12 protein-coding genes are annotated in these 16,619 nt (G+C 35.9%); 6 read left to right on the top strand and 6 right to left on the bottom strand.

The features are described 5' to 3' along the window. Positions 1-47: 47 nt before the first annotated feature. The 3 genes from V6624_RS19640 (at position 48) to V6624_RS19630 (ending at position 2,365) form a co-directional block, all read left to right on the top strand. Positions 48-518 carry a copper resistance protein NlpE gene (locus tag V6624_RS19640; protein WP_111289604.1) on the top strand — a complete coding sequence of 157 codons (471 nt, stop codon included), beginning with the start codon at positions 48-50 and terminating at the stop codon, positions 516-518. A 130-nt stretch (positions 519-648) separates the two neighbouring features. Further along, the gene (locus tag V6624_RS19635; RefSeq protein WP_111289606.1) at positions 649-1,773 is read left to right on the top strand and encodes an XdhC family protein; all 1,125 of its coding nucleotides are present in this window, start codon (positions 649-651) and stop codon (positions 1,771-1,773) included. After that, positions 1,748-2,365 (top strand): nucleotidyltransferase family protein, encoded by a 618-nt coding sequence (locus tag V6624_RS19630; protein ID WP_239455722.1) that lies wholly within the window; start codon positions 1,748-1,750, stop codon positions 2,363-2,365. Before V6624_RS19635 ends, V6624_RS19630 begins: the two co-directional genes overlap by 26 nt. Before the next feature lie 397 nt (positions 2,366-2,762). Here V6624_RS19630 and V6624_RS19625 read toward each other — a convergent pair whose 3' ends face one another. Continuing rightward, a complete protein-coding gene (locus V6624_RS19625) occupies positions 2,763-3,914 on the bottom strand; it encodes a cysteine desulfurase family protein (RefSeq protein WP_111289610.1) in 1,152 nt (383 codons plus the stop codon). 400 nt (positions 3,915-4,314) lie between these two features. Between V6624_RS19625 and V6624_RS19620 the strand changes: the two genes are divergently transcribed. The 3 genes from V6624_RS19620 to V6624_RS19610 are packed head-to-tail and all read left to right on the top strand — an operon-like array spanning position 4,315 to position 8,142. Next, on the top strand, positions 4,315-4,953 hold the full coding sequence (locus tag V6624_RS19620) for a 2Fe-2S iron-sulfur cluster-binding protein (RefSeq protein WP_111289612.1): 639 nt from the start codon (positions 4,315-4,317) through the stop codon (positions 4,951-4,953). After that, positions 4,950-5,930, top strand: coding sequence for an FAD binding domain-containing protein (locus tag V6624_RS19615; RefSeq protein ID WP_111289614.1), 981 nt, complete (start codon positions 4,950-4,952; stop codon positions 5,928-5,930). The genes V6624_RS19620 and V6624_RS19615 overlap by 4 nt, the downstream gene beginning before the upstream one ends. 7 nt (positions 5,931-5,937) lie before the next feature. Then, entirely contained in the window at positions 5,938-8,142 is a 2,205-nt protein-coding gene (locus V6624_RS19610; RefSeq protein ID WP_111289616.1) for a xanthine dehydrogenase family protein molybdopterin-binding subunit, read from the top strand. A gap of 232 nt (positions 8,143-8,374) precedes the next feature. Here the strand turns inward: V6624_RS19610 and V6624_RS19605 are convergent, their stop codons facing one another. From V6624_RS19605 to V6624_RS19585, 5 genes are all read right to left on the bottom strand, one after another. After that, positions 8,375-8,938 carry a DUF2911 domain-containing protein gene (locus V6624_RS19605; protein ID WP_111289618.1) on the bottom strand — a complete coding sequence of 188 codons (564 nt, stop codon included), beginning with the start codon at positions 8,936-8,938 and terminating at the stop codon, positions 8,375-8,377. A 187-nt stretch (positions 8,939-9,125) separates the two neighbouring features. After that, the gene (locus V6624_RS19600) at positions 9,126-10,925 is read right to left on the bottom strand and encodes a glycoside hydrolase family 2 protein (RefSeq protein WP_111289620.1); all 1,800 of its coding nucleotides are present in this window, start codon (positions 10,923-10,925) and stop codon (positions 9,126-9,128) included. 215 nt (positions 10,926-11,140) lie between these two features. After that, complete coding sequence (locus V6624_RS19595; RefSeq protein ID WP_111289622.1) at positions 11,141-13,552, bottom strand: glycoside hydrolase family 2 protein; 2,412 nt, start codon at positions 13,550-13,552, stop codon at positions 11,141-11,143. Positions 13,553-13,627: 75 nt separating this feature from the next. Next, entirely contained in the window at positions 13,628-14,818 is a 1,191-nt protein-coding gene (locus V6624_RS19590) for a glycoside hydrolase family 88 protein (protein WP_338839904.1), read from the bottom strand. A 272-nt stretch (positions 14,819-15,090) separates the two neighbouring features. Beyond that, positions 15,091-16,611, bottom strand: coding sequence for a RagB/SusD family nutrient uptake outer membrane protein (locus tag V6624_RS19585; RefSeq protein ID WP_338839902.1), 1,521 nt, complete (start codon positions 16,609-16,611; stop codon positions 15,091-15,093). Between the last annotated feature and the right edge of the window lie 8 nt (positions 16,612-16,619).

Raw genomic sequence — 16,619 nt, 5'->3', positions numbered from 1 at the left:
ATTCGTACATTAAGTAAGAATATTCCTTATATTTGCAAAAAAATATCATGAGAAAAATAATTATTCTTGCTTTTACATTAGCTCTTATTGTATCCTGTAATTCTAAAAATGGTAAAGATGAAAATAATGTTGTTTTGACAGATACAATTGCTAGTAATGAAAAAAACGAACCAGCTGATAGTATTTCTGTTTACGAAGGAACGCTACCGTGTGCAGATTGCGAAGGAATAGAAACGATTCTAAAAATTAATATCGTAGATAATAAATTTGAATTATCTAGCACATACAAAGGAAAACAGCCTGAAAAAAACTTTAAGGGAAGAGGTAATATCAATACCGAAAGAGGTTTAGAAAAAGATCCTGATGGAACAATCTATATTTTAAACTGGGACAAACCAGAAAAAGATCAGGTTTATTACGGTTATTACAGTAAAAATCCTGAAAAACTATATCTGCTAGACAGAAACAAAAAAATGATAAAGTCTAAGCTGAATTATTTTTTAGAATTAAATGAATAAAACAGATCATTTTTGAAAGAGAATATTACAAACTTAAATGGCCTTCGAGCGCTTAAGTTTGTAATATTTTTTTACTTTTAGGTAATAAAAAATGTCATCAATATTAAGTTTCTATTGATGAAGAATATCTATGAAAGAAATCAACGAAATTCTTAAAGCCTATTCGCAAGCAGAATCCGAAGGAAAAAAAACAGCTTTAGCAACAGTCGTTAAAGTTGAAGGTTCGTCATATCGACAGCCTGGCGCGCGTATGCTGGTTACAGAAGATGGAGAATTGACGGGGGCAATAAGCGGTGGCTGTTTGGAAGGCGACGCGTTACGAAAAGCACTTCTATCAATCCATCAAAAGCAAAATAAATTAGTTACTTACAATACGAATAACGAAGATGATGCAGAAGTGGGTTTACAGCTCGGATGCAACGGAATCGTTCATATTCTTTTTGAATATATTGATGAAGAGGTTTCAAATAACCCAATTCAGCTTTTGCAGCAATTGGAATTAGAAAGAAAAGAAGCAGTAATAGTAACCGTTTTTTCTTTAAAAAGAAATGCTTTTCAGATTGGAACAACTTTATTTTTTAGAAAAGACAGTCCTGTTTTAAACCATAATAACGAAGCTTTAAGTTTAATTTCTGATGTAAAAGAAGTGCTGAAAACTAAAACTTCTGTAGTGAAAAAACTTCAGGAAGAAAACGACAACGAAGCTTTAATAGAATACATAAAACCTTCTATTTCGCTAGTAATTGCTGGCGCAGGAAACGATATTCAGCCTTTAGTAAAAATGGCTTCAATTTTAGGCTGGAAAATTACTATTGGAGAAGGCCGAGCAACTCATGCAACTAAAAAACGTTTTCCTAAAGCCAATGAAGTTTTGGTTGTAAAACCCGAACAATTTTTAGAGAATATTGTTATTGACGATCAGACCTATTTTGCTTTGATGACGCACAATTACAAATACGATTTAGCAGTTTTAAAAGCGCTGCTAAAAACCGATTTTCATTATGTTGGAATTCTAGGTCCGAAGTCAAAATTCAACCGAATGCTGGACGATCTTTTGATTGAAGGAATAAGAGTAAGCGAAGAGCAGATGAAAAGAATTCATACTCCAATTGGGCTCGATATTGGCGCAGAAACATCAGAAGAAATCGCTTTGTCGATTGTTTCGGAAATTAAAGCCGTTGCATCTGAACGTATAGGAACGTCGCTGAAATATAAAAAAGGGAAAATACATGATGAAATTCATTATGGAGAATAGATTTCAAAATAAAACAGGTATTATTATTTTGGCTGCGGGTAATTCTTCCAGATTAGGCAGACCAAAACAATTGCTGGAATATAAAGAATCTACTTTGCTGAAAAATACCGTTTCAGAAGCTTTGAAGGTCGAAAATTCGTTTGCAATAGTTGTGACAGGTTCAAACCATGATGTAATCGAAAAAGAGCTTAATTTGCCCGAAATCACATTTTCTTTTAATTCGGAATGGGAAAACGGAATGTCTTCTTCAATCGTAAACGGTATTAGCGAATTATTAAATCAAAATCCTGATTGTGAACAATGTATTTTAGCAGTTTGTGATCAACCTTTTGTTAATCATTCTATTTTTGAAAATTTAATTATTGAAACCAACAAAACGAAAAAAGGAATTGCAGCTTCTGCATACTCAGAAACTTTAGGAACGCCAGTTTTATTTCATAAAAAATACTTTCAAGAACTTCTGGAATTAAAAGGACAAGAAGGCGCCAAAAAGCTCATTAAAAAATATGCTGAAGATGTTGTCTCAGTTCCTTTCGAAAAAGGGAATATAGATATTGATACAGAGGAAGATTATTTTAAGTTAATTTCTTGAGGAAAGGGACAAAGGTTCAAAGTTACAGAGTGACAAAGTTTTTTTTACACAGATTTTCTAGAGCCAGTTTGTCATCCTGAAGAAAGGGACAAAGGGACAAAGTTGCAGAGTGACAAAGTTTTTTTTTACACAGATTTTCTAGATCCAGTTTGTCATCCTGACGAAGGAAGGATCACACTAGAAACTCCATAAAGTAAATCCTCAATCTTTGTCGGCTCCCGCGTGTGATCCTTCCTTCGTCAGGATGACAAAAATAACCTTCGCGTCTCTGCGCCTTTTCGAGATTACAAAAAATAAAAAACTTAGAGTCTTAGTGCCTTAGTGGCAAACTAACAAGAAGCAATTCATAAAAACTTTGCGTCTCTGCGAGATTAAAAGTATAAAAAAAGAAAAAAACTTAGTGTCTTAGCGCCTTCGTGGCAAACTGCTTAGCGAGACTCAAAACACGCTCAACAGCAATATCAATTTCTTCAGAAGTAGTAAATCTTCCCAAACTAAAACGAACCGAACTCAAAGCTTCTTCATCAGATAATCCCATTGCTTTTAAAACATGCGAAGGCTCAGAAGTCACCGCCGAACAAGAAGCGCCATTAGAAACCGAAACATTTCCTAAAGCCAAAATTAGCTGTTCTGAATTTACATTTGGAAAACAAATATTTGCAGTATTGTAAATTCGGTTTTCTGTATTTCCATTTACAAAAGAACCTTCAAATTGTAATAAACCTTTTTCAAGTTTGTCTCGTAATAGAGAAACTCTATTTTGATCTTTTTCTAATTCATTTACAGCAATTTCCGATGCTTTTCCTAAACCGATAATTCCGGGAACATTTAGCGTTCCGCTTCGTAATTTTCTTTGTTGCCCTCCTCCAAGAATTTGAGGAGACAATTTTATTTTGGCTTTCGCAGAAACATACAAAGCGCCAATTCCTTTCGGACCATAAAATTTATGTGCAGATAAAGTCAAAAGATCAATTCCGAGTTTTTTTACATCGACAGGAATTTTACCAACAGCCTGTGTGGCATCGCACATAAAAAGTACATTTTTGGCTTTCAATATTTTAGAAATTGCACTGATATTTTGTATGATGCCAGTTTCATTATTAGAAAACATTCCTATGAAAACCAGTGTTTTATCTGTAATTATTTCTTCTAAAAGTTGAAGACTTATAAGTCCGTCAGAATCAGTTGGAAGATAAGTCACTTCAAAACCAATACTTTCCATAAAACGACAAGTTTCCAGAACCGCTTTATGTTCGGTTTGAATGGTAACGATATGTTTTCGGTCTTGATCGACAAGACCTTTTATCGCCAGATTTATTGCTTCAGTCGCACCCGAAGTAAATACAATTTCATCAGCATCAGCATTTATTAAATCAGATGTTTGCCATGCAGCGTTTTCAATAGCTTCTTTTACCGTTAATCCCGCTAAATGTGTTCCTGTTGAATTCGCATACAAATCAGTAAAATACGGAAGCATCGCATTCACAACACGCTCATCAACACGGGTCGTGGCATTATTATCAAGATAAATGATTTCTTGTTGTGGCATAATTTGGGCTTAGTTCAGTAAAAATACAATTTCAGAATTAATCTACGTGAAAAAATTAACCGCAAAGGCGCAAAGGGTTTTCGCAAAGAACGCAAAATTTTAATGTGTATAATTTTTTGTTTCTCGCAGATTTTGCAGATCTAAACAGATTTTTTATTTATTTCTATCATAAAGAATCTGTGTAAATCTTTTCATCGTATTTAAAATCTGCATTATCTGCCAAATCTGCGAAAGAAAAATAACTTGGCGAACTTTGCGAAAACCCTTTGCGGTTAAAAAAACAAAATTGTAATTATTCTAAATAAGAGTAATGTTTGAATTTTATAATTTTTTCTTACATAAGATCGCTAAATTTGTTAGAATGACAAAAGCGAATTTGCTAATTTAACAAATAGACTGAATGGCTTCTAAAAAAACAAATCAGGATAAAGTAACACCGGAAGATGCTAGTTCCCGTCGTGACTTTATAAAGAAATCAGGACTTTTTACCGCCCTTGCCCTGACGCCGCCCTCGTTGGTTATGGCTACAGAAAAGAAATGGGATGAAAAAATAGCGGAGTATTTAGAAACAGTACCGCTTTCTATTGAAGTAAATGGCACAAAACACAATCTGAATATTGAACCAAGAACTACGTTATTGGATTTACTTCGCGAACAGTTACAGCTTACTGGAACCAAAAAAGGATGTGACCACGGACAATGCGGTGCGTGTACCGTTCACGTAAATGGAACTAGAATTTTGTCGTGTCTGTCTTTGGCAACGATGCAGCAAAACTCACAAGTCACAACAATTGAAGGACTTTCAAAAGGTAAAAAACTACATCCAATGCAGGAAGCTTTTATCAAACACGACGGTTTTCAGTGTGGCTATTGTACGCCAGGACAAATCATGTCGGGAATTGCTTGTATCAAAGAAGGTCATGCTAATAGCAGAGAAGAAATCAGTGAATATATGAGTGGTAACATCTGTAGATGCGGTGCTTATCATAATATCGTTGACGCCATAACGGAAGTGAAGGAAGGAGGGAAGGAAATATGAAAAACTTTCAGATAATTAAAGCCTTGTCGTCGTCTTCGGCAATTACAGGAAAAGCAAAAGATGATTCTTCTATGTTTATTGCGGGAGGAACCAATCTGGTGGATTTAATGAAGAAGAATATTGTCGCTCCAGATAAATTGGTTGACATTAACGGATTAGACTTAAAGAAAATAGAGTTCTTAAAAGGAAAAGTTTCGATTGGTGCATTAGCAAAAAATAGTCAGGTTGCCGAAGATGCTTCTATTAAAGAAAAATATCCTTTGTTGGCGTTAGCATTAGCTGCTGGAGCTTCTCAGCAAATTCGTCACATGGCGACAGTTGGAGGTAATATGCTGCAGAAAACGAGATGCTCTTATTATTACAATACCGATATGCCTTGCAACAAACGAGTACCAAAAAGCGGATGCGGTGCGATTGGCGGTTCTAACCGAATGGCAGCTGTTTTTGGAACTTCGGATAGTTGTATTGCCGTTCACCCAAGTGATATGTGTGTGGCTTTGGCGGCGCTCGATGCAACAGTTTTGGTAGATGGTCCAAAAGGAAAACGAGAAATTAAGTTTACTGATTTTCATAAACTTCCTGGAAATACACCAGAAAAAGACAATACACTTGACAGCAGAGAATTGATTACTGCTGTTGAAATTCCAGATAATAATTTTATTAAAAATGTGCATTATCTTAAAGTTCGTGACAGGACGAGTTATGCTTTTGCATTGGTGTCTGTTGCTGTGGCTTTAGATATAAAAAATAATACCATAAATGATGTCAGATTGGCGATGGGAGGTGTGGCACATAAACCATGGAGATTGACTGAAACAGAAAAATTCCTGAAAGGAAAAACAGTTTCTGAAGATCTATTTAAACAAGCAGGCCATTTGTCTATGAAAGGAGCAAAAGGATTCGGGGATAATAATTTTAAAATAACGCTTGGAGAGAATGCAGTAGCAGAAGCACTTACAATAGCAGCATCAAAATAATTAAATTATGAGCAAGACAAGTAATATTAATAGAGTTGACGGATTTGCTAAAGTAACGGGTTCAGCAACTTATTCGGCAGAATATAAAACAGCAGGCGTTGTTTATGCTTGTTTGGTAGGAAGTACGATTGCGAAAGGAAGAATTAAAACCATTGATACTAAAAAAGCGGAATGGGCGCCAGGAGTTTTGGCTGTAATTACGCATTTAAATGTGGATAAACCTGCTGGCTACGAAAAAGCAAAAGACAAGCATAATTTTGGTCAGCCCTTGCAGATTTTCAAGGATGATTCAGTTTTGTATTACGATCAGCCCATTGCTTTGGTGATTGCCGATACTTTTGAGCGTATGCGATATGCGGCGAGTTTAATTAAAGCCGATTATTTTAAAGAAGAACATTCGACAGAACTTAAAAAAGCAGCTGAAAAAGAAAAGAAAGTCGAAACCGATAAAGGAAATGATTACCATCGCGGAGAACATGATGGTTATAAAAATGCTGAGGTTATTTTGGAAACCGAATATACGATTCCAACCGAGGTGCATAACCCGATGGAATTGGCAAATATCATAGCCAAATGGGACGGAAATAAACCCATTTTATATACCAAAAGTCAAGGTGTCGAGGGAACGCGTAGAAGTGTTGCCGGAGTTTTTGGAGTGCCTGTTGAAGATGTTGAGGTTCATGCGGAGTATCTTGGCGGCGCTTTCGGAATGGGATTGCATACTTGGCCGTATGAAATAGCGGCTTTAATTGGAGCCAAAAAATTAAATCGTCCAGTTAAATTAGTACTGCATCGCGAACAGATGTTTACCAATGTTGGTTTCAGACCTTACACGATTCAGAAAATGGGGCTTGGGGCAACTAAAGATGGAAAACTGACTGGATTAACGCATGAAGCGGTTGCAATGACTTCAGGCTATGAGGATTTTATGGAGGGTACCGTAAACATGTCCCGATTTATTTATGATTGTGCCAATGTTTCGACACGTTACAGAATTGTGCCTTTGGATACTTGCACACCGATCTGGATGCGTGGACCGGGCGAGGCGACAGGTTCTTTTGCCTTAGAAAGTGCGATGGATGAAATGGCTTATAAATTAAACTTAGATCCGATTGAATTTCGCAAGCTGAATTATGCCGAAAAAGATCAGGAACAAAATAAACCGTGGAGTAGTAAATTTCTTTTAGAATGTTACGAAGGCGGAATGGAACGCATTGGCTGGAAAAACCGTAAAAATGAACCCGGTTCTGTTAAAGAAGGAAACTGGCTAGTGGGTTACGGAATGGGAACTGGAACTTTCGGCTGTTATAGAAGCCCAACTTCTGTAAAAGCAAAATTCTTAGCCAATGGAGATTTAGTACTGCAATGCAGTGTAAACGATATGGGGCCAGGAACGGCTACTATGATGACTGCTATTGGAGCTGAAGTAATTGGTCTCCCATCAGAAAATGTGATTATCGAAATGGGAAAAAGCGGTTTGCCAAAAGGTCCAACGCAAGGTGGTTCGGCAACGACTTCATCTGTTGGTTCTGCGGTTCACGACGCTTGCAATTTGTTGCTGAATAAAATAATTGAATTGGGAAGTAAAAATCCTGTATTAAAAGGAATCGCTCTCACAGATTTAACTTTTGAAAATGGTGCAGTTTCTTCTAAAAAAGACAAATCTAAATCGGTTACATTAGCGGCGCTCTTAAGCAGTAATAAATTAGAAGATTTTGAAGTAGAAAATCTTTCTAAAGCTGCAGAAGAAGCTAAGAAATATTCCATTTATTCGTTTTCGGTTCATTTTGTAAAAGTATTAGTGAATCCGAATTTGGGTAAAATAAGATTGGCTCATGTTGTGTCTTGTGCCGATATTGGAACCGTAATCAGCCAGAAAACTTCTGCGGGGCAAATGTTCGGTGGAGCAGTAGGGGGAATCGGAATGGGATTGATGGAAGCGCTTGAAATTGATCATCGTTTTGGCCGTCCAATCAACAATAATTTCGCTGATTATCATGTTCCTGTAAATGCGGATATAGAAAAACAAGAAGTTTTCTTCGTCAATAAAAAAGACCCAATTAGTAACCCAATGGGAACAAAAGGTCTGGGAGAAACCGCTTTAGTCGGAATGGCGCCAGCAATTGCAAATGCCGTTTTCAATGCAACCGGAAAACGTGTTAGAGATTTACCAATCACGTTGGATAAAATTATAGAAATCGCTAAGGTTTAGAAAAAAAAGAGGCATTGAAAAATGCCTTTTTTTGTTTTACGTTCCAATTTTAAACATAGCTCGTGGTTTCAACCACGGAAAACGTATTTTAATATACGTAATGTTATATGCTTAGCGTCCCCGTGGTTGAAACCACGGGCTATGTTTGCATAGGATTGTGTTTGCAAATGCAATTATATAAACAAAAAAGAGGCATATTAGATGCCTCTTTTTATATCTTAAAAACGATTAATTACTTAATCGTAATTGGTAATTCAACGGTTGTTTTATCCCATCCAATAACAAGATTTGCAACATTACCTTGAGTCGTAAAAGCAATAGATAAAGCTTCGATAGTTTCACTTACAGATTTTACAGGAACAGAAACTCTTACAACGTCTTTACTTTCATCGTAAGCATAACCTCCCCATAAATCCAATTCTTTATTGATAATGATCGTCCATTTATCTTTTTCTGGAATAGCAAATAAACTGTAATATCCTGCAGCAACTTTTTTACCGCCAATAGTTACATCTTTGTAGAATTTAATCTCTGTGTTTTCATTAGCACCAACTCTCCAAATTTCACCAAACTTTACAACATCTCCAAAAATAGTTCTTCCTTTTGCAGAAGGTCTTGCGTAAAGCACTTTGATAACTGGATTTGGATTATCTGTTTTTTTGAATTTAACAGCTTTGTTCGGGAAATAAGAAATATCAACCGGACTTGCATCAAGTGGAGCAAATTTCACCACTTCTTGTGCCTGAACTGTAAAGGCAGCAAACAAAGTAACTGCCAGTAAATAAATTTTTTTCATAGGATTACAATTTTTAGAATAACTACAAAGTAAGTTAATAATAAAGAAAAATCATATAATTTGCAGCCTGTTTTTTGTTAATGAATTGGTAACAGTTTTGACAAAATAATTTTATTTCCGTTCCTATTTTCCGTAGAGACGCACTGCAGGACGTCTCTACAAATTAACATTATGTAAAAATAATTTTTTAATATTCCTTTTTCTTTTTAGCATACCAATCCTGCATAATATAAAACGCTTTTTTCTTTTCACCGTCATTCGAAATTAATCCTTTACGATTGTAACCATCCTGAATACCTGGAAGCAATCTTTTCGGAGATCTGAAATCAACCAAAATCCACGGACTTGTTCCGCTCAAGTGAGGAATCTTTTCAATCATTTTTAGATTCTGAATGTATAAATATTCCTGGTATTCTTCTGTCCAGCGTTCGTTTTTTTCTCCGTGAAATCCAGCTTTAGCATCACCTCCAAATTCAGAAACAAAAACAGGTTTGTTGTATGGCGTAGTCCAAAATGTCTTTTCAGCATTTTCTAAATTACCGCCATACCAGCCTAAATATTGATTGAAAGCAATAATGTCAAGCGATTTACCAATTTCATCGTCAATTTTTCCGTCATGCGTTAATAAAGCAGCACTGATTAATCTTGTATTATCCAATGATTTTGTATGATTTACCAAATTCGTGATAAAAGTATTTCGAGAGTCAGAAACTGGAGTTTCATTTGCCATAGACCAGATAACAATACTCGCTCTGTTTTTATCTCTTGTAATAGCAGCGGTTAACTGATCTTGTGCATTTTGATAGGTATTTTTGTTAGTAAATTCAACCGTCCAATAAACCGGAATTTCTTCCCAAACCATTAATCCCATTTTATCCGCTTCTCTAACCATATTCTCGTTATGCGGATAATGCGCCAAACGAACATAATTACAGCCCAATTCTTTTGCCCAGTTTAATAAACGTAAAGCATCTTCCTGAGAATTTGCACGTCCGCCTTTGGCATTTTCTTCGTGAATCGAAATTCCGCGCAAAAAGACTGGTTTTCCGTTCAGCAGGATTTTATCACCTTGCGTTTCAATTGTTCTGAAACCAATTTTGTCGTTTAATTTTTTTCCGTTAAAGTCCACAGTAACATCATATAATTTCGGATTTTCTGGCGACCAGTAAGAGATTTTTTTTGCTGGGATTTCAAAGTTTAAAATTCCGTTACTGTCAGCTTTTCCTTTGTAGTTGATTTTTAATTCAGGAATAGCAATCGAAATCTGATTTTTTGATGCATCTAAATTGTTGATTTTGACAAAACCTGAAATAACATTCGCATTGCCTTTTTTCAGCTGAATGTTGTAATCTTCCACAAATGAAGATTCCTCTTCAATTAAAGTCACATCGCGAGTGATTCCGCCGTAATTCCACCAATCGGTGTTTACGGTTGGAACATCTTCTTTATGACGGGTATTATCCACTTTGATGACCAAATAATTTCCAGTTGGTTTTACAATCGAAGTTACTTCATAATTAAACGGCGTGAAACCACCTTCATGAGTTCCTAGTTTTTTTCCGTTTAAATAAACATCAGCTTTATAGTTGATAGCTCCCAAATATAAAAACAGACGTTTGTTGGCTGCTAAATTGTAATCGAAAGATTTTTTAAACCATACATTTCCTTCATAATATTTCAGTTCCGTAATCTGCGAATTCCAATCGCCTGGAATAGTAATTGTTGGCGATTTATCAAAATCATATTCTACTAATTCCTGTTTGTTTTGAGCATGATAATTCGTGAAAAATGCGCCTTTTGCTGGTTTTTCCTGTTTATCGTATTGGTCAAGATGAAAGCTGTAAAAACCTGTTTGATATGGATCAATTATGTAATTCCAGACTCCGTTTAAAGAAGTGGTATTTCGGTTTGGAACGTTTGAAATTAAACCTTGTGATTGTCCAATTGCGAACGAGGTTAGGAGTAGGAATGTTAGAATTTTTTTCATTGTAAATTTGTTTATTATGTGTTTTGTCACGAAGACACTAAGGCACGAAGTTTTCTCTTTTTTGTCATCCTGACGAAGGAAGGATCACACTCGTAACTCTACAAAGATTGGCGCCAAAGATTGCGGAGCTTCTAGTGTGATCCTTCCTTCGTCAGGATGACAAACTAGACTAAAAAAACTTAGCGTCTTAGTCCCTTAGCAACTTAGAACCTTTTTTATTCAACGGGAATCTTCAAATATTCTCCTTTAAAACTTTGGTTCAAAGCCGTCATTTCAATCGGTTTTCCAGAACCATCAGGGATAACTTCGATAGAAGCTTTTCCATTTGCCATTCTAATAGATTCACTTCCCGTTGGTGTTCCTTGGTTTTTTAATGTTTTTCCTCCTTTTAAACATTGAAAATAAACACTCGCTTCATAATCCAAACAGCGTAAATTATTGTTGTCAATTGCAATTGCCGTAACCAGATAATTGCCATTTTTTAGTTTTTCTGATGATAATTGCAAAGAAGAAGCCGTATCATTTTTATTGAAACGATAATTGACTTTAATAGTATCAGAAACCGTTTTTCCATCTTTATTTTTGCCAATGGCAATTAGAACGTTTTCTCCTTTTTTAAAATTGACTTCCCAAGTTAAACCATTTGCAGGATAAAGAGAAAGATTTCGCTGTTTTTCTCCCAATGATTTTCCGTCATGGTATAAAGTCACTTTATCACAATTACTAAAAACACTGATTGTTCTCGGTGTATTTTCTGACCCTTGTCGCTCTGTCCAAGTATGCGATTCGATGTAAGTGAAAGGTTCTTTTGCCCAATAGCTTTTAAATACATAATACGCATCTTTCGGAATTCCGTTTCGATCCGTAAGACCTTTTTGGTTCATGTACGGAATATCATCTTCTGGACGTAACGGCGTTGCAAAATCCTTAAATGCCCATTGAATATTTCCCACAAACGTTGGGTCATTCTCGGATATATGCAAATGCCAGTCAAACAAATCAACTATATAGTTTTCGCTCCAATCGCCAATTTGCGCAATATTGGCAACTTTGGTCTGCACAATAGCTTCTTCCCAACCTTCAGCTTTAATCACATTTTCGCCAGTAATTGGGTTTTCGCTATGACGGCCAACATGACTGTCTCCACCATATTCAGCATGAATAAAATGCTTGTATTCTTTTTTGTAAACATCAATTGCTTTCTGGTAGCTTTTATAACTGCCCGAATACCAGCCAGACCAGATAGAAGGGGAGAACACATCTACAATATGTGATCCTTCATAATATTTTCTAATAGCCGTTTTTCTTGTGGGATCGAGTTTATGAGCGATATCATTCAATTCATTTAAAAATACATTGGTTTTATCTGCGTTATCTCCGTCAGGAAAATCAGGAAGCCAGTTAATTTCATTTCCTAAAGACCAGATAACAATACTTGGATAATTGTAATTTTGATTGATGATTTCCGACAACATATTTTTGGTGTTAGTTTTCCAAACATCATTTCCAATTCCGCCACGGCACCAAGGCAATTCATCCCAAACCAATAAACCTAATTCGTCGCAAGCTTTATAAACTTCTGGATCTTGCGGATAATGGGCTAAACGTACAAAATTGGCGCCCATTTCTTTAATCGATTTCATATCTGCCCAATGCTGTTCGTTGCTCATCGCAGCTCCAACTCCAGCTTGTTCTTCATGACGGTGTGTACCACGAATTAATAAGCGTTTTCCGTTAAGGTAAAACGGACCATGATCTTTAAATTCAAACCATCTAAAGCCTACTTTTTCAGAAACGCTATCTTTAATTATATTTTTTTCTGATAAAACAGCAGAAAGTCGGTATAAATTTGGTTTTTCGGTATCCCAAAGTTCTGGATTTTTGATGTTTTCGAAAGTAATTGTCGAAGTTTTATCGGTAACCAAAACGGTTTTGCTCGCTACTTTTTTCCCTTTCGGATTTTTAAGTGTTATAGTTAAAGATAAATCCTTTGAATTATCTGGATTTACAAAAGAAGAAACAATCTTCACCGAAGCTTTTTTGGCAGAAACCTCAGGAGTTGTGATTTTGATATTTTCAATATGATTTTTGTATTTCGAAACGAGCCAGACATCGCGCGTAATTCCACCATAAATAAAGAAATCACTTTTTTGAGACGGAATAATTTCAATATCATAACTATTATCAACGCGAACAAAAATATCGTTATTTCCTTCTTTAATTAAATTCGTAATATCAATTGAGAAACCAATATAACCGCCAATATGCAATCCAGCTTCTTTTCCGTTTACATAAACTTTAGTTGTTACGTTTGATCCTTCAAAGTATAAAGAATAAACCTTGTTTTTGTCGATTTTCGGAATATTTAATTTTTTTTGATACCAGCTTGCATCGCGTCTATAACCTGGATATAGATCGGTTGCATCTTCTGCGTTCCAAGTATGCGGTAAGTTTAAAGAAGTCCAGTTAGAAGCTCTTTGTGCTTCGCTGAGGTTTGTAGTATGATTTTCCAGATAAAGCCAATTGTCATTAATATTCATCTTTGTCTGAGCAAAACCGCTCAGACAAATTTGAAACAAAACAAAAAGCGCAAAAATTGAAAATGTATTGTTATGTCGTTTCTTCATAGGTTATTAGGCTTTTTTTAGGCTCAAAGGTTCAAAGGTGCAGAGATACAAAGGCAGAAAACCTTTGTTGCTTTGTTACTTTGTTCCTTTGCCACTTTTTCTTAAAAGGGCTTCCAGAAAATAATAATCGGCGTAGATTATTGGTTCATCAATTTCGTCATGTTTTGGCCAGTTTCCGGTGCTGTGATCAAATAGGAAAGGTGCTTTAATTTTGGTGTCTAAAATATATTTATCTGTTTGTACCGAAGTCATTAGTTTATCGGCGAAAGCCAAATAATTTTTATTTTTGGTATAAGTATACAATTCGTATAATCCTGAAGCCATAACCATTGCTGCAGAAACATCTCGTGCTGCATTTGGAATACTCGGATCTTTAAAATCCCAATACGGAATTCCGTCTTCTGGCAGGTTTTTATTTGTCATAAAATAAAGTGCTGTTCCTTCGGCTTGGTTTAAATAAGCGGGATCTTTTGTGTATCGATACGACATTGTAAATCCGTAAACTGCCCAAGCCTGACCGCGCGCCCAAACCGAATCGTCATTGTAACCTTGGAGAGTAGTTTTCTTTCTAACTTCACCTGTATTCGGATTATAATCTATGACATGATAACAGGAATTATCTTCTCTAAACTGGTTTTTTAAAGTTGTGTTGGCATGCTGAATGGCAACATTGCGGTACTTTGGATTTCCTGATATTTTAGAAGCTTCAAAGAGAAGTTCCAAATTCATCATATTATCAATGATTACAGGATAATCCCAAATTTCCTTGTTGAAATCCCAAGAAAGAATCGAACCCACTTTTGGATTAAACCTTGTACATAAAGTTTCTGCGCCTTTAACAATTACCGCTTCGTATTCTTTCTTGTTTTCCACTTTTAGAGCTTCTCCAAAACTGCAAAACACTTTAAAACCTACGTCATGCGAATTACTATTGACACTTTCTTTTTTGCTGAAAGGAGTCCATTTTTGAGCTTGTTCTTTATATTTTGAATCGCCTGTTAATCGGTATAATTGCCAAAGATTTCCAGCAAAAAAACCGCTTGTCCAATCTCTCGATGGCACTTTGCGAATCTCAAGAGTTTTAATATTCATACTTCTTGGCATCGACATCGAATCGGCGGGATAATCTAATAGCATTTTGTAACGCGTTTCCAATTTTTCTGTCGCAGCTAAGGTATTTTTGGTTTGAGAATTAATTCTTGATTTGCACGCTGTTACCAGCGATGCAAACCCAAGAATTAAAGAAATGAAATTGACATTCTTCATAGTAAATATTTTGTAATCGTGATTTTTAGACGCGGATTGTACGGATTCGCTATCGCGAAGACGCTGATTTGAACGATTTTTTTATTTCACGCAGATTTAAAAAGATTTTGGCAGATAAAGCAGATTTAAAAAAAATCAATTTTAATCAGCTTAAATCTTTTTAAATCTGCGTGAAACCTAATTATACACGACGTGATTAAAAAATCCTTTCAAATCAGCGTCTTCGCGATAGCGAATCCGTTTCATCCGCGTTCAATACTAATTGTGCTAAATTAATAACCAGGATTATTTGGTTTTAAATTCGGATTAATAGCCAACTCCGTTCCAGGCAATGGCCATAAATAATCTCTGTTTGGATCAAAATTAGCGTGTGGTTCTAAACCATTTGCGCCAAACACTTCTGGACCAATTTTTAATCTTTTAATGTCGTACCATCTTATGTATTCAAAAGCCAATTCTAATCTTCTTTCATCAACAACCATTTTTCTAAAGTCTGTTTGAGAAAGTCCTGGCGTTACATTTGCAGGAAAAGAAACCAATTTACCAGCTTTATTTCTTGCTCTTGCGCGAACACGGTTTACGTAACCATCAGCTTCGGTTGTTCCTGGATTAATTTCGTTTAAAGCTTCAGCAGCTGTCAATAAAACTTCTGCAAAACGCATTGTAATGTAATTGTGCTGCGAAGTTCTTCCGTTTGCACCTGCTTTTCCTGGAAAACGGAAATATTTAGCAATATGCGGGCGAGGCGCTTTTTCGTTATCACTTGAAGGATAAATTTCTAATGCCCCGCCAGGTCCAGTTTTCTTTCTGATAATTGTATCAAAACTTACAGCTCTTCTATAATCTCTCTGATCCCAAGTATTGAATACTTTTAAAGAAGGAACAGCAACAGAGAAACCTTGTCCGTAGCTATAACTGTCATCTTTTAAAGATCCAGTGAAAAATGCTGTATAATCCTGACCGTAATTTCCTGATGTTAAGTTATTAAAATCGATTGTAAAAAGAGGTTCTTTTAATGAAGCTGCTTTTGTAGCGTTAAATAAATCCTGAAAATCGGCATCTAAACCTAAACCAAATTTTGCTTCATTTGTAATGACATATTTGGCTTCGTCATACGCTTTTTGGAAATTCCCTAAAGTTAAATAAACTGAAGCTAAATATCCTGCGGCAGTACCTTTTCCGGGAACAGCTTTTACTTTTGGTTTATCATCCAGCCATTGTTTAGCAAATTCTAAATCGGCAATGATTTTTGGGTAAACATCTGCTTCTTTTGTTTTACTTAAAGAATTTACTTGTGATACATCATTCACAACAAAATCCACATACGGAATATCTCCAAAAAGGCGAACCAAATGATAATAAGCAAATGCTCTTGCAAAGTGAGCTTGAGCCACAATAGCATTGACTTTTGCAGGATCTCCAGGCGTTTTTTTAGCGCCTTCAATTGCCTGATTTGCGGCTGTTATAATTACATACGATTGAGGCCAAAAGTTTGCTACAAGCGCATTAGTATCATTCATTGACATATCGTTTACATCAATACGAGCCGCTTGCGTTGTTCTGTCTCCAATATCGGCCATGTCATCACGAAGCATAAGGGCAATTGTAAATTCTCTTCCCCAATAATTATTGTGGCCAATGTTAGCAAACGCGCCATTTACAGCAGCCTGCAAATCGTCTGTATTGTTGAAAAAGTTCGCTGGACGAATAATTCCTACTGGTTTTTCTTCTAGATCAGAACAGCTGAAAAAAGCGAGTGTTCCGAAGCAAAGAAGAGCTATATATTTTTTCATAATTGTCT

The organism is Flavobacterium ginsenosidimutans, from assembly GCF_037478105.1.
GTDB lineage: Bacteria > Bacteroidota > Bacteroidia > Flavobacteriales > Flavobacteriaceae > Flavobacterium > Flavobacterium ginsenosidimutans.
Note: the sequence above shows the minus strand (reverse complement) of the source record. Positions and strands in the feature narration are given on the sequence as shown.

Coding starts and splice junctions, on each gene's coding strand:
- V6624_RS19635 (WP_111289606.1), top strand. CDS start 649: ATGAAAGAAATCAACGAAATTCTTAAAGCCTATTCGCAAGCAGAATCC.
- V6624_RS19600 (WP_111289620.1), bottom strand. CDS start 10,925: ATGAAAAAAATTCTAACATTCCTACTCCTAACCTCGTTCGCAATTGGA.
- V6624_RS19610 (WP_111289616.1), top strand. CDS start 5,938: ATGAGCAAGACAAGTAATATTAATAGAGTTGACGGATTTGCTAAAGTA.
- V6624_RS19620 (WP_111289612.1), top strand. CDS start 4,315: ATGGCTTCTAAAAAAACAAATCAGGATAAAGTAACACCGGAAGATGCT.
- V6624_RS19590 (WP_338839904.1), bottom strand. CDS start 14,818: ATGAAGAATGTCAATTTCATTTCTTTAATTCTTGGGTTTGCATCGCTG.
- V6624_RS19625 (WP_111289610.1), bottom strand. CDS start 3,914: ATGCCACAACAAGAAATCATTTATCTTGATAATAATGCCACGACCCGT.
- V6624_RS19605 (WP_111289618.1), bottom strand. CDS start 8,938: ATGAAAAAAATTTATTTACTGGCAGTTACTTTGTTTGCTGCCTTTACA.
- V6624_RS19630 (WP_239455722.1), top strand. CDS start 1,748: ATGATGAAATTCATTATGGAGAATAGATTTCAAAATAAAACAGGTATT.
- V6624_RS19585 (WP_338839902.1), bottom strand. CDS start 16,611: ATGAAAAAATATATAGCTCTTCTTTGCTTCGGAACACTCGCTTTTTTC.
- V6624_RS19640 (WP_111289604.1), top strand. CDS start 48: ATGAGAAAAATAATTATTCTTGCTTTTACATTAGCTCTTATTGTATCC.
- V6624_RS19615 (WP_111289614.1), top strand. CDS start 4,950: ATGAAAAACTTTCAGATAATTAAAGCCTTGTCGTCGTCTTCGGCAATT.
- V6624_RS19595 (WP_111289622.1), bottom strand. CDS start 13,552: ATGAAGAAACGACATAACAATACATTTTCAATTTTTGCGCTTTTTGTT.